At 45.8% G+C, this 19,956-nt stretch carries 19 protein-coding genes; 8 read left to right on the top strand and 11 right to left on the bottom strand.

All coding sequences use genetic code 11. The features are described 5' to 3' along the window. Positions 1–13: 13 nt before the first annotated feature. Entirely contained in the window at positions 14–1,726 is a 1,713-nt protein-coding gene (locus Q4Q57_RS09330) for an AMP-binding protein (protein WP_311890655.1), read from the bottom strand. Between the two features lie 139 nt (positions 1,727–1,865). Beyond that, entirely contained in the window at positions 1,866–2,246 is a 381-nt protein-coding gene (locus Q4Q57_RS09325) for a DUF6508 domain-containing protein (RefSeq protein ID WP_006082114.1), read from the bottom strand. A gap of 277 nt (positions 2,247–2,523) precedes the next feature. On the opposite strand from Q4Q57_RS09325, the gene Q4Q57_RS09320 reads away from it, so the two are divergent. The 3 genes from Q4Q57_RS09320 to Q4Q57_RS09310 all read left to right on the top strand — a co-directional run bounded on the left by Q4Q57_RS09320 (position 2,524) and on the right by Q4Q57_RS09310 (position 5,245). Next, complete coding sequence (locus Q4Q57_RS09320) at positions 2,524–2,985, top strand: EVE domain-containing protein (protein ID WP_071939306.1); 462 nt, start codon at positions 2,524–2,526, stop codon at positions 2,983–2,985. Between the two features lie 121 nt (positions 2,986–3,106). Further along, positions 3,107–3,451, top strand: a complete 345-nt coding sequence (locus Q4Q57_RS09315; RefSeq protein WP_011847087.1) for a hypothetical protein — start codon at positions 3,107–3,109, stop codon at positions 3,449–3,451. 519 nt (positions 3,452–3,970) lie between these two features. Further along, positions 3,971–5,245, top strand: coding sequence for a hypothetical protein (locus tag Q4Q57_RS09310; protein WP_311890654.1), 1,275 nt, complete (start codon positions 3,971–3,973; stop codon positions 5,243–5,245). Positions 5,246–5,392: 147 nt separating this feature from the next. Here Q4Q57_RS09310 and Q4Q57_RS09305 read toward each other — a convergent pair whose 3' ends face one another. Further along, on the bottom strand, positions 5,393–6,187 hold the full coding sequence (locus Q4Q57_RS09305) for a TIGR00266 family protein (RefSeq protein WP_006082118.1): 795 nt from the start codon (positions 6,185–6,187) through the stop codon (positions 5,393–5,395). Positions 6,188–6,502: 315 nt separating this feature from the next. Further along, positions 6,503–7,417, bottom strand: a complete 915-nt coding sequence (locus Q4Q57_RS09300) for a LysR family transcriptional regulator (RefSeq protein ID WP_006082119.1) — start codon at positions 7,415–7,417, stop codon at positions 6,503–6,505. Between the two features lie 214 nt (positions 7,418–7,631). On the opposite strand from Q4Q57_RS09300, the gene Q4Q57_RS09295 reads away from it, so the two are divergent. Further along, positions 7,632–8,792: a homogentisate 1,2-dioxygenase gene (locus Q4Q57_RS09295; RefSeq protein ID WP_311890653.1), complete on the top strand. Its 1,161-nt coding sequence runs from the start codon at positions 7,632–7,634 to the stop codon at positions 8,790–8,792. 97 nt (positions 8,793–8,889) lie between these two features. Further along, positions 8,890–9,930: a 4-hydroxyphenylpyruvate dioxygenase gene (hppD, locus tag Q4Q57_RS09290; protein WP_011847092.1), complete on the top strand. Its 1,041-nt coding sequence runs from the start codon at positions 8,890–8,892 to the stop codon at positions 9,928–9,930. Between the two features lie 124 nt (positions 9,931–10,054). On the opposite strand, the gene Q4Q57_RS09285 is transcribed toward hppD, so the two are convergent. From Q4Q57_RS09285 to Q4Q57_RS09260, 6 genes are all read right to left on the bottom strand, one after another. After that, on the bottom strand, positions 10,055–10,609 hold the full coding sequence (locus tag Q4Q57_RS09285) for a sugar O-acetyltransferase (RefSeq protein ID WP_311890652.1): 555 nt from the start codon (positions 10,607–10,609) through the stop codon (positions 10,055–10,057). 139 nt (positions 10,610–10,748) lie between these two features. Beyond that, positions 10,749–11,264, bottom strand: a complete 516-nt coding sequence (locus tag Q4Q57_RS09280) for an Atu1372/SO_1960 family protein (protein ID WP_063883071.1) — start codon at positions 11,262–11,264, stop codon at positions 10,749–10,751. Beyond that, on the bottom strand, positions 11,261–12,250 hold the full coding sequence (locus Q4Q57_RS09275) for a glycine betaine ABC transporter substrate-binding protein (RefSeq protein ID WP_311890651.1): 990 nt from the start codon (positions 12,248–12,250) through the stop codon (positions 11,261–11,263). The genes Q4Q57_RS09280 and Q4Q57_RS09275 overlap by 4 nt, the downstream gene beginning before the upstream one ends. Continuing rightward, on the bottom strand, positions 12,237–12,713 hold the full coding sequence (locus Q4Q57_RS09270; RefSeq protein ID WP_259590325.1) for a VOC family protein: 477 nt from the start codon (positions 12,711–12,713) through the stop codon (positions 12,237–12,239). Before Q4Q57_RS09270 ends, Q4Q57_RS09275 begins: the two co-directional genes overlap by 14 nt. A 141-nt stretch (positions 12,714–12,854) precedes the next feature. Then, complete coding sequence (locus Q4Q57_RS09265; RefSeq protein WP_311890650.1) at positions 12,855–14,021, bottom strand: L-dopachrome tautomerase-related protein; 1,167 nt, start codon at positions 14,019–14,021, stop codon at positions 12,855–12,857. Positions 14,022–14,032: 11 nt separating this feature from the next. After that, entirely contained in the window at positions 14,033–14,608 is a 576-nt protein-coding gene (locus Q4Q57_RS09260) for a YbhB/YbcL family Raf kinase inhibitor-like protein (protein ID WP_063883073.1), read from the bottom strand. A gap of 185 nt (positions 14,609–14,793) precedes the next feature. Here Q4Q57_RS09260 and Q4Q57_RS09255 point away from each other — a divergent pair, with 185 nt between their 5' ends. After that, complete coding sequence (locus Q4Q57_RS09255; protein ID WP_063883074.1) at positions 14,794–15,357, top strand: hypothetical protein; 564 nt, start codon at positions 14,794–14,796, stop codon at positions 15,355–15,357. Positions 15,358–15,555: 198 nt separating this feature from the next. Next, the gene (locus tag Q4Q57_RS09250; RefSeq protein WP_107948040.1) at positions 15,556–16,179 is read left to right on the top strand and encodes a LysE family translocator; all 624 of its coding nucleotides are present in this window, start codon (positions 15,556–15,558) and stop codon (positions 16,177–16,179) included. A gap of 133 nt (positions 16,180–16,312) precedes the next feature. Here Q4Q57_RS09250 and Q4Q57_RS09245 read toward each other — a convergent pair whose 3' ends face one another. After that, positions 16,313–17,725, bottom strand: coding sequence for a GNAT family N-acetyltransferase (locus Q4Q57_RS09245; protein ID WP_311890649.1), 1,413 nt, complete (start codon positions 17,723–17,725; stop codon positions 16,313–16,315). Between the two features lie 108 nt (positions 17,726–17,833). On the opposite strand from Q4Q57_RS09245, the gene ggt reads away from it, so the two are divergent. Continuing rightward, a complete protein-coding gene (gene ggt / locus Q4Q57_RS09240; RefSeq protein ID WP_311890648.1) occupies positions 17,834–19,573 on the top strand; it encodes a gamma-glutamyltransferase in 1,740 nt (579 codons plus the stop codon). Positions 19,574–19,956: the final 383 nt, after the last annotated feature.

The raw sequence follows: 19,956 nt of genomic DNA, 5'->3' as shown, positions 1-19,956 counted from the left end.
AAAATCACATCACTTAAGCATTAATATCTTCATATAACTCTTGATACATCAGCTCACGCATTTTGAATTTCTGAATTTTCCCCGTTACTGTCATTGGATACTGATCCACAAACTTGATGTAACGCGGTACTTTAAAGTAGGCAAACTTCTCGGTAAGAAAATGACGAATATCGTCCTCGGTAATCGCGGAGCCTGAGCGGACTTTAATCCAAGCACACACTTCCTCCCCGTATTTATCGCTTTGAACACCAAAAACCGCCGCATCCTGCACATCTTTATGGGTGTAAAGTTTCTCTTCAATCTCACGGGGATAGATATTCTCGCCACCACGAATGATCATATCTTTAATGCGACCCACAATTTGCACATAACCTTGCTCATCCATTTGGCCGATATCGCCCGAATGTAGCCAACCCGCACTGTCTATAGTCGCCGCCGTTTTTTCGGGATCGTTCCAATAGCACTGCATTATGCAATATCCCCGACTACAGACTTCACCGGGTTGATTAACTGGCAACACTTCACCAAATTCGTCGACTATTTTCACTTCGGTATGGGGCAAAGCCCGGCCGACGGTGAGCACCCGTTTCTCAACCGGCGAATCGATTTCAGTAATATGATTGAGCGGACTGCACTCAGTCTGACCATAACCAATTAGTACTTCCTTCATATACATGAGATTTTGTACTCGGCGCATCACTTCTTCTGGGCAAGTTGCCCCCGCCATCACGCCGGTTCGTAAAGAACTCAAATCAAAACGCGTAAATTCAGGATGCTCAAGCTCGGCAATAAACATGGTCGGTACGCCATGTAAAGCGGTGCAACGCTCTTGCTCAATCACTTGCAATGTCGTCAAAGGATCGAAGGATTCGCCGGGGAACACAGCCGCTGCGCCTTTGGCTAAGCAGACTAAACTGCCGAGCACCATGCCAAAACAATGGTATAAGGGCACAGGAATACAGAGTTTATCGTGGCAGGTAAACTTCATCGCCTCTGCGACTAAATAGCCATTATTCAAAATGTTATGGTGGGATAAGGTCGCACCTTTCGGGCTACCCGTCGTGCCAGAGGTAAACTGGATATTAATCGAATCATACGGGCTTAATGCTTTGCCGATAATCTCGAGTGCCGCCTTGTCATCGGCGGTCACATCGACGAGCAGATCATCAAAATTCAACATGCCGACAGATTTTTCAGCGCCCATACGGATCACAAACTCGAGCTCAGGAACGGCCTTCGCCTGTAATTGACCCGCAGGGCAAGAAGTTAGCTCAGGCGCCAATTCGTATAGCATTTCGAGGTAATTGCTGGATTTAAACTTGTCGGCACAAATTACCGCGCGGCAACCCACGTTACTCAGCGCATATTGCAACTCTTCAGGCCGATAGGCAGGATTAATACACACCATAATGGCGCCAATTTTAGCGGTCGCATATTGGGTTAAACACCATTCAATATTGTTGGGTGACCAAATGCCCACCCTATCGCCGGACTTAATACCGAGTTTTAATAATCCTGTGGCGAGCGCCTCGATTTGAGCGAGATATTGGCGATAGTTCCAGCGGATATGTTGATGATGTACGACAACCGCTAATTGGTCGGGATAGGTTGCCGCAATCTCATCAAGATACTGACCTATGGTTTTCTCAACGAGTTTCGGTGATCGCACACCATGAAATTCGCTGACGTTGAGCGGGCTGATAACTTGGCTTGTTGGAACTGACATTAAGGCCTCCGTGCATTTATTATTATGGTTAGCGAGGTCCAAACTAACCAATCCACGGATAATGTCACAAGCAAAAAAGCACTTTATTAGACTAAAGAGTAAGATAATCGATTAAATAACAATCCATTAAAGTGCGTGGTTAGCGGCTGATAAATTCAAGATGAGTACTCGACTTAGGCACATTTAAGCTTTGCAAGCGCTCAACAATGGCCAGTAAAATCCCTTGGCGACGCATATTCTCTAACACGCCAGGGCTAAAGACCTCAAGTCGCGTCATGGCGGTCAGCAGCAACTTGCATTGTGCTATGCTCGCTTCACGAATGTAGGCGGGTTTATCGACTAAGTAACTGTTGTTATACCAATAGTCCCAAGTGAAATTTGCCAATAACCAACCTTGGGTTGTCAGGTCATTAATAAATTCCAGCATCCGCTCATGGCTTAGGATCACATCACCGGCTGTAAAATCCTTAAGATATTTAGTGTATAAACCACAGTCGGACGTCATTGTTGAAGTTCCCATAACACACCTCACAGGTTTTGATTGCCACTGCTGCCACAACTTGTATGGCACCAATCACAAACCGAGATCGAATTTGACGCTTTGCCTTAGTATCGAGAATCTGCATAAGGCATACCAAATAAGATTGCAGCCCACAGGCTAAGCCACCTTATCTGAACCGAAACTTAATCAAACTCACAATGCTTGATATGAGTGACGAACTGGGGTGTTCGACTAAATTAAGATAAACTCAGGGATATTGAAGCGCTTAACGGCAACTATGAATAAAGGAAACAAGATGAACTACTGGCTTATGAAATCGGAACCCGACGAATTCAGCATAGATGATCTTAAGGCTTGCCCGAACCAAACCGAAGCTTGGCATGGGATACGTAACTATCAGGCGCGTAACTTCATGCGCGATGAGATGCAGATTGGCGATCAGGTATTTTTTTACCATTCAAGCTGCAAAGTACCCGGTATTGTCGGTATCGCTGAAGTCGTGACAAATGCGTATCCCGACAGCACAGCCTTCGATCCCGAATCTAAGTATTTCGACCCTAAGTCCGATCCAACCAAACCGAGATGGCTACGAGTAGATATCCGCTTTGTTGAAAAATTTAACGATATTATTCCTTTAAGCCTGATTAAAAACCTGCCGCAATTAGCCGACATGTATTTAGTGACTAAGGGTTCAAGGCTGAGTATCCAACCTGTGACCGCCGAACAATGGCAAGCTGTGCTAATGTTAACCCGTTGAGTTTAAACATCTCGACTCAGTAACGTTCAGCTAAGGTTCATTTAGTATCGCCTATTGTTGGCCGCATCAAGCATTGCCGCTGCACTAGCTCAATGCTCTCTCAATGCCCTTTGGAGCACAGATGAATAAATCAACGTCAGTGGTTATCGCAGGACTCGTGCTCAGCTTAATGGCACCTATCTCAGTTTTTGCTAAAGATGGCCATGAACACGAGCACCACAAAAAAGAGAAAGGCTTACCACCTGGATTACAGAAAAAGGTCGACCACGGTGAACGTTTACCACCCGGTTGGCAGAAAAAACTCCATCGTGGTGATGTGCTTGAGCATGATATTTATGACCGCGGTCGTATCATTGTGCCCTTAGACAGAGATGGCATTATTAGCATCCAAGTTGAAGGCGCATTGATCAAACTCGATAACAACAGCCGTAAAATCCTCGATATCGTCAATATCATTACCGAATAACGCAAGACATTCGCGAAATGGCTAATCACGGCAGTTTTATTAGCACGCCCAGTTCTTATTAGGGCGTGCCATCATCCCAAATCATGATGCTTGCACAACCCTATCCCTTGTCTGTACTTCTATTTATCCCACAATTTCTCGCGAGTTAATGAGCACAGTTACAATTAAGCAACATACTGATATTTATCATATCTTTACTATCTGATGCTTGGTCACTCATTAGCTGAATGCTAGACTCAGCCAGTGCTAATATGCGTATAAACTTAGAAGAAACGTCTTCGGCGGTTCTCGAGGTTTTAGTCTAAACAAAAGGCTAAGCCCCTGACATCAAAGCATTGGTATCAAGTTCTTTGCATAAAGTTATAGCATCGAACCGAATCAGATAAGCGTTATCAAAAAGTACTCACGCAGCTAAAGTAACCAAAGCAGCCAAAGCAACCAAAGCAACGACTAATGCAAAACCTTAACGACACCCATAGCATCCCTATAATGACCGCAGACTAAAGCTGGATTTTGACAATGGAACACACCTCATCACTTCAACGGGTTAAGCAGGCGATTATTGCGGGATTCTGGGCATCACTCGCCAGTATTTCTGTGGGTTTTCTCTTTAAGCTTTGGTTAGCACAATGGGTCGCCAAAGCGGATCTAGCGCTCTATCACACGGTTATCGATATTATCTCACTGTCGCTGATCCTGATGACAGGATTTCGCTCCTCTATGGTGGTGACTTACTCCCAGACCAAGCAAGATGTGGATATCACCAATATATTCCGCTACAGCTTGATCGCTATGGTGCTGCTGACATGGGGCTTAGTCTTGCCCTATATCAAACACAAACTTCACCTTAACGTTGAATATTTTCAATTGGTTGGCATTGTTTTGAGCATGGGACTCAAGGTGTATTTTACCAATCAAATCGCTATGTACCGGCTATATGCCATCTCCAATCGAGTGACTTGGCTGGAACCGATAGCGCAAGTGACCAGCTTTTTCTTGTGTTTCTATGGGCTAAAACAAACGGCCATAGCCTCACTCTTTTACAGCATGACACTGTCATCGCTCATCGTTGCCTTATATATGTACTTAAAACGGCGCAAAGATATTGCCACTCCGCCCTTAAGTGCGGTGCATTTTGATACGGGCTTACGTAGTTTTATGAAAAAAAGCCTGACAGCGTCCATGGAAGCGGGTGCCAGTATCTTGATGATTTACATCACAGTACTGCTGACTATTGCCTATTTTAGCATAGATGAACTGGGTGATTTTCAAGTGGTAGTGCGGCCGATGATCACTTACCTCACCTTGCTGTTTGTCTTCCCCATCTACCGCTTTGTGCTGCCCGAAGTTGCTGTGTGTGTACGAGAAAAACGCTTTGATGAAGTGCAACAAATCAAGTCATGGCTGACTAAAGTATCCCTGTGGATCAGCGGGGTGTTTTTCGTCGCTATGATATTCGCGAGCAAGCCATTGGTGGCTTGGTTATTCCCCGAGCAATACATTAAAGCGGCCCCAGTATTAATGCATTTCTCCATGTTTTTTATATTTATGATGCTCAACGGCTATCAGTTAGCCTATATCAAAGCCCACGGCTATTTTACCCAAAGCCTACTCATTCGCCTCGCAGGTATCGCAGTACTGGTCGGTACTTTCTACGCTTATCGCCTATATACCGAGAATGTCGTCGCAGTAATTTTAGCCTTGGGCACAGGCTATTTAATGATGTATCTGATATCAAAACTGGTGGAAAGACGCATTCAGCAAAGCCTTAATAACGGCCAAACACAGCTTTAATAGCAGCGAAATATGCTGAAAATAATGAAGGAAATAACATCTAGCAACTAAAAAGGCATCCCAGAGGATTGTCTGGAATGCCTAAAGAAGAGACAGCGTAATTTCAAAATAGTGCTGTGATTGATTTACATCGATTGAGCTTAAGGTTTAACGCCCATCAAGCATGCGGCCAAGACCACCAAGCACTGAACCTTCACCGCGATCACTGCCACCCGCAGATGGGGCATGGGCGATAATGCGGTCTGCCATTCGTGAGAACGGTAAACTTTGCAGCCAAACCGTGCCGTGACCTTTTAACGTCGCTAAAAATAAGCCTTCGCCGCCAAATACCATGGACTTTAACGAGCCTGCGCGCTCAATGTCGTAATCTATCCCAGGCGTAAATCCAACCAGACAACCTGTATCAACCCTTAAGGTTTCGCCTCGTAGTTCTTTCTTCACTAAGGTGCCGCCCGCATGGATAAAAGTCATGCCATCACCTTGTAAGCTTTGCAGAATAAACCCTTCGCCACCGAAAAATCCCGTGCCTAAACGGCGATTAAATTTCATCGTCACCCGTGTACCTAAAGCCGCGGCTAAAAAACTATCCTTCTGGCAGATAAGCTCGCCACCATATTCGGCTAAGTCGATCGCAAGGATTGTGCCCGGATATGGGGCAGCAAAGGCGACTTTACGCTTTTGGTTGCCTTGATTGGTAAAGTGAGTCATAAAAATACTCTCCCCCGTTAACGCCCGCTTACCCGCGCCCACCAACTTGCCAAAAAAGCCTGACTCAGGTTCAGAACCATCGCCCATTTTGGCCTCAAAGCTAATATCTTGCTCTAGGTAATTCATCGCGCCTGCTTCGGCAACCACGGTTTCGTTAGGATCGAGCTCCACTTCAACCAACTGCATACTGTGGCCGATGATTTCATAATCCACTTCATGACAACGTCTAGACATACTGTTCCCCTTAACTGTCAGTTCCTTGTTACTAGCCTTTAGATTGATCCCGATGGACGACTCTTTATCTATCGCGGCTCAATTTCACTGTTAATCTAGCGCTTAATTTATGCCTTAACTTATACCCTAACTTATGCCTTAATTTTGACCTAAATCTAAGCTAAGTCTGAATCTAGGACTTATTCGAAGTCTCAATCTAAGCTAAGCCTGAATCGAAACCTTAATCAAACCTCGGCATTAATCTATGACATAAAATGTCACAATGCGATTATTTTATGCGGTAACTTGTATCAAAAGATGACAAACGGCGACTTATCAACCTAAACCCACGCCATTAAACTGCTCAGCCTTAGCAAACTCCTCTAATATCAACTCAGTAAAAAGTTGTCCTGCACGGCCTAACGGCCGCTCTAAGGTCGAGACGAGTTGTGGAATAAAGGTAAAACGGCTGCCACCGACAAAGTCGATTTCAACTAACTCCCCCTTCGCCAACTCTTCTTGCACTAAAAAGTCCGGCAACCAACCAAAACCTAAGCCTTTTAACAAGGCGTTCTTTTTCATGATGAAGCCTGAAAGATAAAACACTTTATCGCCGCCAAATTGCATTTCATCGCGGTAACTTTTATTGGGCGAAGAGTCTTCGATAGTCAATTCCACGTGTTGCTGCAGTTCAGACAAACTAATTTCGCGAATAAAAGACAAAGGATGCGAAGCACTTGCCACCAGCACACTGGTGATGGCTGGCAAAGGTTGCGGATGATAATAGGGGCCAGTGCGATAATCTTTTACCAACATCAAGTCGGCATTATCCCGCTCAAATCTGTGTTGTACGCCGCCTAAAAACTCCATATTGAGCTGAATTTTTGTGGGGATCTGATGTTCAGCCATACGCTTTAAAGCCGTCATAATTGGCTCCATTGGTAAGGCTCCGTCTATCACTAGCTCTAGCTTTGGCTCCCAGCCTTCACTGAAACGACTGGCAAGATGTTCAATGTTTGCAAGGTGTTGCAACAATCTTCGCCCCTCGGCCAAAATCACCCGGCCCTCTTGCGTCAGCTCTGCACGATATTGCTCACGGCTAAAAAGCTGTACGCCTAAGTGCTCTTCTAACTTTTTAACTTGATAACTCACCGCCGATTGCGCCTTGTGTAACCGCTCCGCCGCCTTGGCAAAACTGCCCTCTTCCACCAGCACTTGCAGCACATTAAAAGCATCAATATCGATGCGCATGGTCACTCCTTGGCTCTTATGAACATGTCACGGAAACACTACGATTCGTAAAGATTAGAATACCATCTAATTTTTAGATTGAGATAACGGATTTATTATTCTTTTTTTTGTTCATTCAAGCAACTAAATTGATAACAAGATCACACTAATGCAACTTGCAGCATAACGACCAGCGATGTAGGTAATCCTGCAACGCAATATTGAAGGAATAACCATGCCATTTTATGTGAAACAAGGCCAGATCCCCCATAAGCGCCATATCGCATTTGAAAAGGAAAACGGCGAGCTTTACCGTGAAGAGTTGTTCTCAACCCATGGTTTTTCCAATATTTATTCCAATAAATATCACCACAACATGCCAACCAAAGCGTTGGAAGTAGCGCCCTATAGCCTAAGCCATGGTGCCAATTGGGAAGATTCACTGGTCCAAAACTATAAACTCGATTCCCGCGATGCCGACCGTGAAGGTAATTTTTTCAGCGCTCGTAACAAGATCTTTTATAACAATGACTTAGCACTTTATACCGCCAAAGTCAGCGCCGATACCGACAAGTTTTACCGTAATGCCTATGCCGATGAAGTGGTTTTTGTTCACGAAGGCGAAGGCACACTCTACAGCGAGTACGGCACGATTAAGGTTCAAAAGTGGGACTATCTCGTGATCCCACGCGGCACGACTTATCAACTTAAATTCAACGATTACAGCAATGTGCGACTTTTCGTTATCGAGTCATTCTCTATGGTGGAAGTGCCTAAGCATTTCCGTAACGAGTATGGTCAGCTATTAGAATCGGCACCTTACTGCGAGCGCGATTTGCGCGTGCCCACATTGCAAGATGCAGTGGTTGAGCGCGGCGCCTTCCCCTTAGTGTGTAAGTTTGGCGATAAATACCAACTCACCACACTTGAATGGCATCCCTTTGATTTAGTGGGTTGGGATGGCTGTGTTTACCCTTGGGCATTCAACATTACCGAATACGCGCCAAAGGTAGGCAAAATCCATCTGCCGCCTTCTGATCACTTAGTCTTTACTGCCCATAACTTTGTGATTTGTAACTTCGTGCCGCGCCCTTACGATTTCCACCCGAAATCGATTCCAGCGCCTTATTACCACAACAACATCGATAGCGACGAAGTCTTGTATTACGTCGATGGCGACTTTATGAGCCGCACGGGCATTGAAGCGGGTTACATGACCTTACATCAAAAAGGTGTGGCCCACGGACCACAACCGGGTCGCACTGAAGCCTCGATTGGCAAGAAAGAAACCTATGAATACGCAGTGATGGTGGACACGTTCGCCCCACTTAAATTAACCGAACATGTACAAAATTGCATGAGCAAAGACTACAACCGCTCTTGGCTAGAAGACTAGCCCTAAGCCACCAGCGCACCGAAAAGGTTGCGTATCCCAAGGTAATAAAAGGGATAAAGAGTGTCGGCGGTTGAACTAAAATAATGAGGAAAACATCATGGCAAGCGAACTAAATCCACTGGGCTTATTAGGTATCGAATTCACTGAATTCGCCAGCCCTGATACTGATTTTATGCACAAAGTCTTTATTGACTTTGGTTTTTCACTACTGAAAAAAGCCAAGAACAAAGACATCCTGTACTACAAACAGAATGATATTAACTTTTTGCTCAACACTGAGCGCGAAGGTTTCTCTGCTAAGTTTGCTAAATCCCACGGCCCAGCCATTTGTTCTATGGGCTGGCGGGTAGAAGATGCTGGCTTTGCCTATCGCGTTGCCGTTGAACGTGGTGCAAAACCCGCCGATGATGCCAATAAAGATCTGCCTTATCCTGCGATTTACGGCATTGGCGACAGCTTAATTTATTTCATCGACACCTTCGGCGCAGATAACAATATCTATGCCGCTGATTTTGAAGACTTAGACGAGCAAGTGATCACCCAAGAGAAAGGCTTTATCGAAGTCGATCACTTAACCAACAACGTCTACAAAGGCACAATGGAACATTGGGCTAACTTCTATAAAAACATTTTTGGTTTTACTGAAGTGCGCTACTTTGACATCAGCGGCGTACAAACTGCGCTAGTGTCATACGCCCTGCGTTCGCCCGATGGCAGCTTCTGTATTCCGATTAACGAAGGTAAAGGCAGCGATAAGAACCAAATCGATGAATACCTGAAGGAATACAATGGCCCAGGTGTGCAGCATTTAGCCTTTAGAAGTCGCGATATCGTAAAATCTCTGGATGCGATGGAAGGCAGTTCAATCCAATGCCTAGACATCATCCCTGAATACTACGACACCATATTTGAGAAGTTGCCGCAGGTGACTGAGAATCGTGAGCGCATCAAACATCACCAAATTTTGGTGGATGGCGATGAATCCGGTTATTTACTGCAGATTTTCACTAAAAACCTGTTCGGACCGATTTTTATCGAAATCATCCAACGCAAAAATAACTTAGGTTTTGGCGAAGGCAACTTTACTGCTCTGTTTGAATCGATTGAACGGGATCAAATGCGCCGCGGCGTACTGTAAGTTTTTATCCTGCTAATAAAAAACGGTACGCACTGCGTACCGTTTTTGTTTCTACGACTATCTAAATCGTCATCTAAATCAGCATCAGCATTGACGCCAATCACTCGGCATCGACCTTCCTGCATTATTCCACATTGATGGGTTTGATAACCTTGCAAGGGTTGCCAGCCGCCACACAGTTAGCCGGAATGCTCTTATTAACTACGCTGCCAGCACCGATGACACAATTATCGCCAATGGTCACACCGGGCAACACTGAGACATTACCGCCAAGCCAAACATTATTGCCGATTTGAATTGGCGCGCCGTATTCCGTCGTTTGCCGTGCAATGGGATCAATCGGATGCGTAGCGGTAGAAATCATCACATGGGGACCAAACATCACGTTATCGCCAATCGAGACTGAGCAAACATCTAATATGGTTAGATTATGATTAGCATAAAATTGTTTACCAATATGGATGTTATAACCGTAGTCGCAAAAGAAATTAGGCTCAATATGGGCGCAGTTTGGCATATCAAGCAGGCCACGAAGGTGATCCATACGGGCATCAAGCAAAGTCGGTTCGGCAAGATTAAACTGATGGCAAACGGATTTCGCCCGCATCCGCTCAGCCAATAACTCATCATCCCAAGCCTTATAGGGCTTACCCGCTAACATTTTTTGTTTCTCAGTCATCGTATTGTCAACATTCCATCCATGATGACCTAACCCTAACAATCGATTAATGAAAGTTCAAGAACTGCCTTATATGCTATTGAATGAACTACCCATCTTGCTGACAGAACATTTAACTAACAGCCAATGTGAGTCACATTCAAGAACTCGATTTCAATCGAGACAAAGGTCGTTGCCTTTGTTCGTCATCACAATAGAGTTCTGCAAATAAATACACTAGACACAAACTGTTCAGCGGCATGACCGGATTTGTCCAAATCATTCGGCTGTGACGCCCTGCTTCACCGAAGATTTCAAGCAATAAATCCGAAGCCCCATCGAGCGCTTTAGGATGTTCAAAGCAAGATTGATGCACATTTAACACCCCTTCCAAGCGATAAATTTGTTTTATCCGCGAAAGCTCACCGCAAGCCTGTTTCAATTGGGCAATGGCATTTAGGGTCGCAAGACGACAGGCAGCGTAGCCTTCGCTCACAGTATGATCGGCGCCCAATTGTCCTTGATACTGAAGCTCGCCCTCTAAATAGGGAAACTGACCCGAAGTCATTAACTGACTGCCGACAATTGAATAGGGTTCATAATTCCCAAGAGCCGCAGCAACCTCAGGTAGTTCAAGCCCAGCCGCCACAAGCCGCGATTCAGGTGTGATCATCATAATGTCACCTCCTGATATGAGACTTTCGCAGGATTAAGCAACGGGGCTAACCAGGTCGTCAAATGCTGAGGATTGACTGTCAGCCAGTTCGCAACGGCCTCATCTTCCGTCATTCCTTGTCGATTAACCGCATAATCGAGTTCTGCAACCATTTGATTCGATAATACTATGTTATCAAGTACTTGAATTTGTGCAGGCGAGAAATTAACCACTAACTCGCGTTCACGGGCGAGCAATACCGCTTTATCTTTTCCCCCGAGTAAACCTTTGGGGTCCTGAAGATCGCGAATACCGTATTGATGGTGTAAAAATTGTGGATGCCACAAAGGAACGATCACCCACTCGTTTACCGCTACGGCAGACTCAAAAGCCGCGACACAGTCGGCCTGAGTGCCTGTTCTAAATTGATAACCCGCCGCCGTTAATCCATATTGCGTCATAATATTTTTAGAAAATCGCGTGATCCCCGCCCCCTCACCAATCCCTTGAATGATGGGCCGCATACGTTGCCGCACGTCAGGCTTGAGTAAATCCTCAATGCTCGACACTTGCTCAGCAGGCACATAATCGGGTACGCCCCAGAGCGCATAGGGCTCATAATGTAGCCCGAGTTGCCGCGTAGCAACTCGCTCTTCGACACCTTGTCGATAAATCCCATGGCTATGGGGCAGCCATGCTGAACACAGCATATCCACTGTGCCTTCACCTAGCTTCTCAAAATTAGCCTCGTGCAATGCATAGCTTCGTTGCACCTCTTTGCCCATAATCCCTATCACATGAGCCACCACAGCGGCGGTGACACGATGAAAACTTAAGTCCGTCACTCCCATGCGAATCTTCGGCTTACCCTGTGAGCTCTCCATATTTGTACTCGTATTCAATGAATTCATACCTATCACACCTCGAGGAAATAATGCCACTGATGCCAAACTGCCCAATCCCAGCGTTTGCAATAATTGCCTTCTAAAAACATTAATCTCCGCCATGTTCAGGCTCCTTGGTGTCTAAAATAGTGAGCCTATCCATCACAATCCCTACGATGGCGTTGTCCTTTGCATAAGGGAATATCATCTCTACTTTGATGCCATTCGGGTCTTCAAGGAACAACTGATGCTCACCAATCTCAGGCACAATTCGTTCCTGAAAAATCATCCTCTGCTGGCATAAATGCTGCTGCATCTGCTGTAAATCCTTGCCACGAAACGACAAATGGTCAACACGTCCCGAGCCATAAATATTTCTGCTTTCCCCTAAGTAGGCATCTAGCGCCTGATCGCCCGCTTCCACTAAATGCAAAATGGGCTTATTTGAGGCATAGAGCCAATGTCCAGGAAAACCAAACTGTGGCCGCCAACCTAATTTCAATCCAAGGATGACTTGATAAAACAACAGTGTTTCAACCAGTTTGGGCGTTCTGATGGTAAAGTGATCCAATCCGATAATGTTCATATTGTCATCCTCTGGATGTCGTGACTCAGTGACTCGGTATAACCAAGTGCAAATCCAAACCGTTTTAATCCGCAAAAATCGTGTGAATAAATTCAGTTCAAATAAGCACTTGACGTAAGGTTATAAGATTAATGGTTAAGGTTAATTACCACGAACGCCCGCCGCTAACGGCTTAAAACGGAAAATATAATAAGGTGGACTGTTTTCAGCTTTGCCATTATTTAATGGTGCCGATAACGGTAATTGCGCAGCCCCAGAGTACAAGTAACCTTGCTTGCCATAACTCACACCGTCGGGCCAAACCATACGTTCATCATGGACATAAGTGCGATACTGGCGAGAATCTGCAGGGATCACACCAATAGCCCGCTCTCCCACTTCTGTTAGATACAAATTATTCGCTTCATCAATACTTAAGCCACCGTTGTCGGGCTTATCGGCATAAGCCTCCACTTTGGCAGAGAGTGCCGCAGGCGTTAACGAAGGATTGATGAGATCTGTCATCCGCACACGGTAAACTTTGTCTTTATTCATCGGGGCAAAGTAGAGCCATGTTTGGGTTTTATCTAAAGCAATGCCATCGGCACCCACATAGACTTCAATCTGCTTTCTATCTTTTGAGTCTTTATCGATAATCAGTGGCCGCTGTAAGTCTGGCATCACACTGTTATCACCCTGTAATAGGCGCCGACTTTTCCCTGTATTTAAGTCCACAACTACCAGCGCAGCCTTTTCACCAATGGGACCCGTGCCAATCCCCTCATCGGCAATCACAATCGCTTGATGTCGAGATGAGATAACAAAGTCATTATGTTGTGACTCAGGAAGAGAGACTGGCGCGGGCAAATGAATAATGCGATCTAATTGATTTTTCTTGGTATCCCATGCCACTAATTTAGGCTCAATACGTGGCGCCTGCTGGCCAGAGTCTAATAGCCAAACTCTGTCTTGATCGTCGGTTCGCAGCCCCAACACCCAATTAAGGCAAGTGTCAGGTTCTTTCGCTTTGCCCTGCGGATCATGGCATTGCTGCCAATCCGAATTAGGGAATGGCTTAGTACTACCATCCGCTAAAAGCTCTGCCACCTTAATGTTAGGTTGATAGAAAGGGTGATAACTGAAAATCAATCGATCATCTGATGTGAAAGTAATACCGCCCACAGCCCCATCAAGTTCGGCAAAGACTTCCATTTTTGCCAGCGGCTCAGTCTGTGTCGCCCATGAGTGAGAACACAACAAACTGCTTGCCAGTAGAGTAAAAGCCTTTGATAACATGGGGTATGTAATGCGCGTAGATAATATGGTCATCTTCATTCCTCCTAACGTGGGCCAGCTAAAAGCGTTAAACTTGCTTCGCCTAATCTATGCTGCCAAAGATAGAATCCCACCAAAGCGGGTGTTGATCCCTTGTCTATCGGCAACTGCGCCACATCCAAAGCATGCACTGTCCATACATAGCTGTGTTCACGTCCCTCTGGTGGACAAGGTCCAAAGAATCCAGGTTTACCTAAATCGGTATTAGCTTCAATGGCACCACTGGGTAGCACTCCGCCATTCACACCACCTGCGAGAGTCGACACCTGTGCCGGAATGTCATACACAACACGGTGCCAAAAACCACTGCCAGTCGGCGCATCTTTGTCATATAAAGTGACAGCAAAGCTCTTGGTACCGGCAGGTACATTTTGCCAAGCTAAACGCGGCGCAATATTTTCGCCCGAACAACCAAATTGATTCCAATAATACTCAGGAGGGAAGCTTGAATTATCGGCAAGATTACTTTGTAAACTAAACACTTTGGTACTGTTGTCAGCCATAACGTTATTAATGCTGGCAGCCAAAACAACACTCAGTAAGAAGGTATATTTACTTGCGGATAGAGATGATTTGATCATATACAGAATCCATTATTAAACTGTTGTATAACAGTTATTGATAATTAATTTAAGAATGGGGTTAGCATATCAATCAAATAAATATTGATAAGTCGTGTCTCGCTGATATGAGTTTCAAAAATTATTAGATAATCTAAACATGCTTCAGCGTTATTTTTCAATTATAGTATTGGCGGCACGAGTGAATGAATAACGGTAAGCCGCAAGATAACGATAATGAAGCGAGTAACCTAATGACCGAACAAGAATGCGCTATGACTCAGGCAAGCTATCAGCCTTGGTTCCCCGTAGAAAGAAAGCTTAAACCCCATCCTGATTTGAGCTGCAGATTAGAGGGGGTATCGTTGACCTTACTGTGGCAAGAGCTTAATGACTGTGCGTTCTCGATGGAAATTCACTTCCCAACGATCGCAGGTATTCTGGTGATTGATGAATCAAGTTATCAAACTTTTTCAAATAGCATCCATGTTAATCTGAATGATGATTTAGGCAGTAATATCAATAATGAAAAAATCAATACGCCATTCCCTATCGATACCGATTTAAATATGACAAACCCATCCAGGTCCGATTATTTTTCTTTACCTTGGCCAATATGGAAGTCGGTAAAAAATGCACGTCGTCCTTATTATGGCGAATTAGGCGAACATATTTACCAGAGTCTATACAGTTATTATATTGTGGGTGCCGATAGCGTGTATTTGATCGATACTGAAACAAAACCTGAAATCAAAATCTTATCTTGTTAGCAGCAGGATGACTCTGCACATAATTCACGCCAGTGCACTAACCGTTCACACCCCAAATGGGTAACCGACAAAAAATATCGTTCGCTAACACAACCGATTACATTTATGTGTTGTCAGGCCAAAACAAGCGCATTGGCTAAACCCGCAGTTTTCATTACACTATCGGCCTTCTCATCTTCACCAAAGAATGACCAAACCATGCCTGATTTTGCCTTACTCGCTGTGTTTATCCCGACTTTTTTCTTTGTTTCTATCACGCCTGGCATGTGCATGACGCTCGCCATGACCTTGGGCATGAGCATAGGTGTGCGCCGCACCCTGTGGATGATGCTGGGTGAACTGGTAGGCGTAGCGTTAGTGGCGACAGCCGCCGTGATGGGCGTTGCCAGTATCATGCTCAACTATCCCGAAGTCTTTCAAATCTTCAAATGGGTTGGCGGAATTTATTTAGGCTATATCGGCGTACAGATGTGGCGTGCCCGCGGCAAGATGGCCATGCTAAGCGATGACGACACTAACCCCAGAGCCAGCAATGTTACCTTGATCTCCCAAGGCTTTATTACCGCCATTGCCAATCCTAAAGGTTGGGCATTTATGGTGTCGCTACTACCACCTTTTATCAATGCCGAGCGCGAAGTCGCGCCGCAGCTGCTCGCACTGCTGAGCATTATCATGGTGACCGAGTTTACCTCTATGCTCGCCTACGCCAGCGGCGGCAAAAGCCTGCGTATTTTCCTAAGCCGCGGCGATAATATTCGCTGGTTAAACCGCATTGCAGGCAGCCTGATGATAGGCGTGGGCGTGTGGTTAGCCATGAGCTAACATTCATAACCAATATTCATAGCTAACCGTTTGAATTAACAGCTTAGATAGAACTACTTAGGTTGTACTACATAGGTTGAACATGCACGACATAAATGAGAGCCCAATAAAGTCCCGTTAACTCGGTCTTTTATTAGGGCTCTTTTTTGTAGGGCAAAACAGCTCGCATCTGCGCCATATATTGCTGCATTTGCTGTGCTTCTTGCTCAACAAAGTCGGCAATCGCCGCCCTAAATCCTAAATGGGCAATATTATGGTAGGAATACATTTCAACGGGTTCGAAGCCGCGCAGCACCTTATGCTCACCCTGTGCGCCCGCATCAAACATCTGGAACCCATGTTCAATACAGTATTGAATGCCTTGATAATAACAGGCCTCAAAATGCAAGCCGTCGAGCTCAACCGTGGTGCCCCAATAACGGCCATATAAGCATTTTTGCCCTTGGGTATTCTCGCCTTTGAGATACAAGGCGCCAGCTACCATCTCGCCCTTGGCATCTTCGACCACCAACAGTAAGACTTGCGCAGCGAGTTGTGCCCCCAACTGCTGAAAAAAAGTTGGCGTTAAATAGCCGCGATGACCGGAGCGCTTAAGGTAAGTTAATTGATAACATTGGATAAACGTCTGCCATTGTGAAACGGTAATGTGTTCACCTTCGACAAAGTGAAACTTAAGATTAAAAGGCTGTAACTGCGCCCGCTCCTTCAAGATATTCTTACGTTTGCGCGAACTAAAGCCCGCCAGAAAATCATCAAAGTCGCGATAACCGCGATTATGCCAATGGAACTGCGTGCCTAAGCGTTTTAACAGCGGATTGGGCAAGCCTTCAAATAACGGCGTTTGGCTTGGGGTAACAAATAAGCTATGCCATGAAGAAATCGGGCTGTCGCCCTGATCTTTAACGCTTTGCATTGACCCATCAAGATCAGCTTCATCAACTACGGGCTCATCAAGCTCTGACTCATCAAAAACCGAATCACCTTTCTCTAACGCACAAGGCTCTGACGCAAATAGCTCTGATGTTAGCCGGCGATTCAATGTCAGCAGCAGTAATTGCGCCACGCGCAGTTGCTCAACGCTATCGAATGCAGGATGAATGCCCATCCTTCGCCCTTGCACTGGGGTAAAAGGAATCGCATTCACCCATTTGGGATAATAATCGAGTCCATGGCGATCATAGGCTTCGGCCCACGCCCAATCGAACACATACTCGCCGTAGGAGTGAGACTTTTGATACAAGGGCATCACCGCCACCAGCGATAATGGATTGAAGTGCTTAGCCGCTTGCCGACTTATCAGGGCTCCTGCAGCCAAAGGCGACAGGCTTTTATCGGTACTTACGACATCATTTAATCTGTCACCCACATCAAACACGCATAAATGCCGCGGCGTCCAACCCGTTGCAGCGCAGGCCGAATGGCTTTGCTCTAGTGCCAACAGAAACTCATGGCGACAGAAGGGATTCGCCTCCCCCATAATGGCATTCCACGCACTGGCCGAAATATCCGACATTGAGCTCGCAAAGGCCAAGATAAGCTGTCTCATTGGGTAAATTCTCGTCCTTTACGGATCTTAACTAATATACAAGGTTGCAATTAAGCCTAATTCTCGGCACATTGCATAGCCATAATGAAAATAAATTCAGGATTGAGTATGCGTCCAACAAGACCTTTTAGACCTCTTATTCTCGCCATTGCCATGGCGCTTCCCCTACTATCATCACCCAGTCTGCTTGCCGAAGAATCGTCAATTTTCAGCCAGATGGCCACAGCACAACCTGTGTGGGCCAAGCATGGCATGGTTGCCAGCCAAGAAACACTCGCCAGTCGCACTGGCGTTGAGATCCTAAAGCAAGGCGGCAATGCGGTTGATGCGGCCGTGGCCGTGGCTTTTAGTTTGGCAGTCACTTTACCGCGCGCTGGTAATATCGGTGGCGGCGGTTTTATGTTGGTGCATATTGCCAAAGAAAACAAAACCATCGCAATCGATTACCGTGAAATGGCGCCATCTAAAGCCAAAAAAGATATTTTCCTCGATGAAAATGGCGATGCAGTGGAAAAGCTGAGCCGCGAACACGGCCTTGCTGTAGGTGTCCCTGGTACAGTCATGGGCATGAGCTTAGCCCTTGAAAAATATGGCACTATGACACTCGCACAAGTCACTGCTCCCGCGATTAAAATGGCGCAGGAAGGCATTAGCGTGACGCCAGATCTTGCACAGTCCCTTGCAGGTCTAAAACGCCGCATGTCCCAATGGCCAACCACAGCAGCTATCTTCTATAAAGCCGATGGCAGCGATTATCAAGTTGATGATATTCTTAAACAACCTGAGCTTGCTCATTCATTAAGTCTGATCGCTGAAAAAGGCACCAAAGGATTCTACGAAGGTGAAACCGCCACTAAACTCATCAATGCGGTGAAAGACGCTGGCGGCATTATGACCTTAGACGACCTTAAAAATTATAAGGTTGTAGAACGCGAACCCGTGCGCGGCGAATACCGTGGCTACGAAGTTGTGTCTATGCCACCGCCATCATCGGGCGGCGTGCACATCATCGAAATGCTTAATGTGTTGCAACAATTCCCGATTGATAAACTCGGCCACAATACGGCGCAGACGATTCATCTGATGGCAGAAACCATGAAGCACGCCTATGCCGATCGCAGCGAATACTTAGGCGATCCCGACTTTTATAAGGTGCCCGTCAAAGCCTTAACCAGTAAGGACTACGCCCAAAAAATCGCCAGCCAAATCGCGATGAATAAAACAACGCCAAGCGCCGAAATCAAGCCAGGTAAACTCGCGCCCTATGAGAGCGACCAAACCACTCACTTCTCGGTAGTGGATAAATGGGGCAATGCGGTTTCAAACACTTACACCTTAAACTTCAGCTACGGCTCAGGTTTAGTGGCCAAAGGAACTGGCATTTTGCTCAATAACGAGATGGATGATTTCTCGGCCAAACCCGGCGTGCCAAACGGCTACGGTTTAGTTGGCGGTGATGCCAATGCGGTCGAAGGCAATAAGCGCCCATTGAGCTCCATGAGCCCAACAATAGTGATGAAGGATGGCAAACCCTTCCTCGTCACTGGTAGCCCGGGCGGCTCACGCATTATCACCACCACACTGCAGATCATCATGAATGTGATCGACCATGGATTAAACATCGCCGAAGCCAGTAATGCAGCGCGGGTACACCATCAATGGCTGCCCGATGAGCTACGAGTCGAATCCAGCTTAAACCGCGATACCATTTCCCTGCTCGAAGCCAAAGGCCACAAAGTGAAAGTACAGTCCGCTATGGGCAGCACGCAATCAATCATGGTGACCGAACAAGGGATTTTTGGCGCGTCTGACCCTCGTCATTCAGGTAGCGAAGCCATCGGCTACTAGCATCTCCATGATGACAATGTTAGTGAAAGAGATGAGTGTAAAGAAATGGGTGAGAGAAATAGGTGGATGAGATAAAAGGATTTATGACCTATTCGATCTAGGTCATAAACCCTGAGTAAAGCGTGTCCTTCCGCTCAACGAATACAAACTCGCAATCAAAAAGCCCTGCTATACATCACTGTATAAGCAGGGCTTTTTATTGCGTGGAAAAGTTATTGTGCTGATTTACATTGTTTTTTACTTTAGTTCTCCTGCAATAGAGTCATGAAATATCATACTAAACACAACTCACTTCAGGACAGAAGGTGTAGGCAAATTGTACTGGGTGACCTGTTATTTCAGTCACAGGGATCTAAGTGTTGGCTGGTATTCAATCATATAGG

Source organism: Shewanella sp. SP2S2-6 (assembly GCF_031931965.1).
In the GTDB taxonomy this organism is placed as follows: domain Bacteria; phylum Pseudomonadota; class Gammaproteobacteria; order Enterobacterales; family Shewanellaceae; genus Shewanella; species Shewanella baltica.
This window is presented reverse-complemented; position numbering and strand designations above follow the sequence as displayed.

Excerpts from the sequence above, each read along its gene's own strand:
- Q4Q57_RS09330 (WP_311890655.1), bottom strand. The coding sequence starts at position 1,726 with ATGTCAGTTCCAACAAGCCAAGTTATCAGCCCGCTCAACGTCAGCGAA.
- Q4Q57_RS09325 (WP_006082114.1), bottom strand. The coding sequence starts at position 2,246 with ATGGGAACTTCAACAATGACGTCCGACTGTGGTTTATACACTAAATAT.
- Q4Q57_RS09320 (WP_071939306.1), top strand. The coding sequence starts at position 2,524 with ATGAACTACTGGCTTATGAAATCGGAACCCGACGAATTCAGCATAGAT.
- Q4Q57_RS09315 (WP_011847087.1), top strand. The coding sequence starts at position 3,107 with ATGAATAAATCAACGTCAGTGGTTATCGCAGGACTCGTGCTCAGCTTA.
- Q4Q57_RS09310 (WP_311890654.1), top strand. The coding sequence starts at position 3,971 with ATGGAACACACCTCATCACTTCAACGGGTTAAGCAGGCGATTATTGCG.
- Q4Q57_RS09305 (WP_006082118.1), bottom strand. The coding sequence starts at position 6,187 with ATGTCTAGACGTTGTCATGAAGTGGATTATGAAATCATCGGCCACAGT.
- Q4Q57_RS09300 (WP_006082119.1), bottom strand. The coding sequence starts at position 7,417 with ATGCGCATCGATATTGATGCTTTTAATGTGCTGCAAGTGCTGGTGGAA.
- Q4Q57_RS09295 (WP_311890653.1), top strand. The coding sequence starts at position 7,632 with ATGCCATTTTATGTGAAACAAGGCCAGATCCCCCATAAGCGCCATATC.
- hppD (WP_011847092.1), top strand. The coding sequence starts at position 8,890 with ATGGCAAGCGAACTAAATCCACTGGGCTTATTAGGTATCGAATTCACT.
- Q4Q57_RS09285 (WP_311890652.1), bottom strand. The coding sequence starts at position 10,609 with ATGACTGAGAAACAAAAAATGTTAGCGGGTAAGCCCTATAAGGCTTGG.
- Q4Q57_RS09280 (WP_063883071.1), bottom strand. The coding sequence starts at position 11,264 with ATGATGATCACACCTGAATCGCGGCTTGTGGCGGCTGGGCTTGAACTA.
- Q4Q57_RS09275 (WP_311890651.1), bottom strand. The coding sequence starts at position 12,250 with ATGGCGGAGATTAATGTTTTTAGAAGGCAATTATTGCAAACGCTGGGA.
- Q4Q57_RS09270 (WP_259590325.1), bottom strand. The coding sequence starts at position 12,713 with ATGAACATTATCGGATTGGATCACTTTACCATCAGAACGCCCAAACTG.
- Q4Q57_RS09265 (WP_311890650.1), bottom strand. The coding sequence starts at position 14,021 with ATGACCATATTATCTACGCGCATTACATACCCCATGTTATCAAAGGCT.
- Q4Q57_RS09260 (WP_063883073.1), bottom strand. The coding sequence starts at position 14,608 with ATGATCAAATCATCTCTATCCGCAAGTAAATATACCTTCTTACTGAGT.
- Q4Q57_RS09255 (WP_063883074.1), top strand. The coding sequence starts at position 14,794 with ATGAATAACGGTAAGCCGCAAGATAACGATAATGAAGCGAGTAACCTA.
- Q4Q57_RS09250 (WP_107948040.1), top strand. The coding sequence starts at position 15,556 with ATGCCTGATTTTGCCTTACTCGCTGTGTTTATCCCGACTTTTTTCTTT.
- Q4Q57_RS09245 (WP_311890649.1), bottom strand. The coding sequence starts at position 17,725 with ATGAGACAGCTTATCTTGGCCTTTGCGAGCTCAATGTCGGATATTTCG.
- ggt (WP_311890648.1), top strand. The coding sequence starts at position 17,834 with ATGCGTCCAACAAGACCTTTTAGACCTCTTATTCTCGCCATTGCCATG.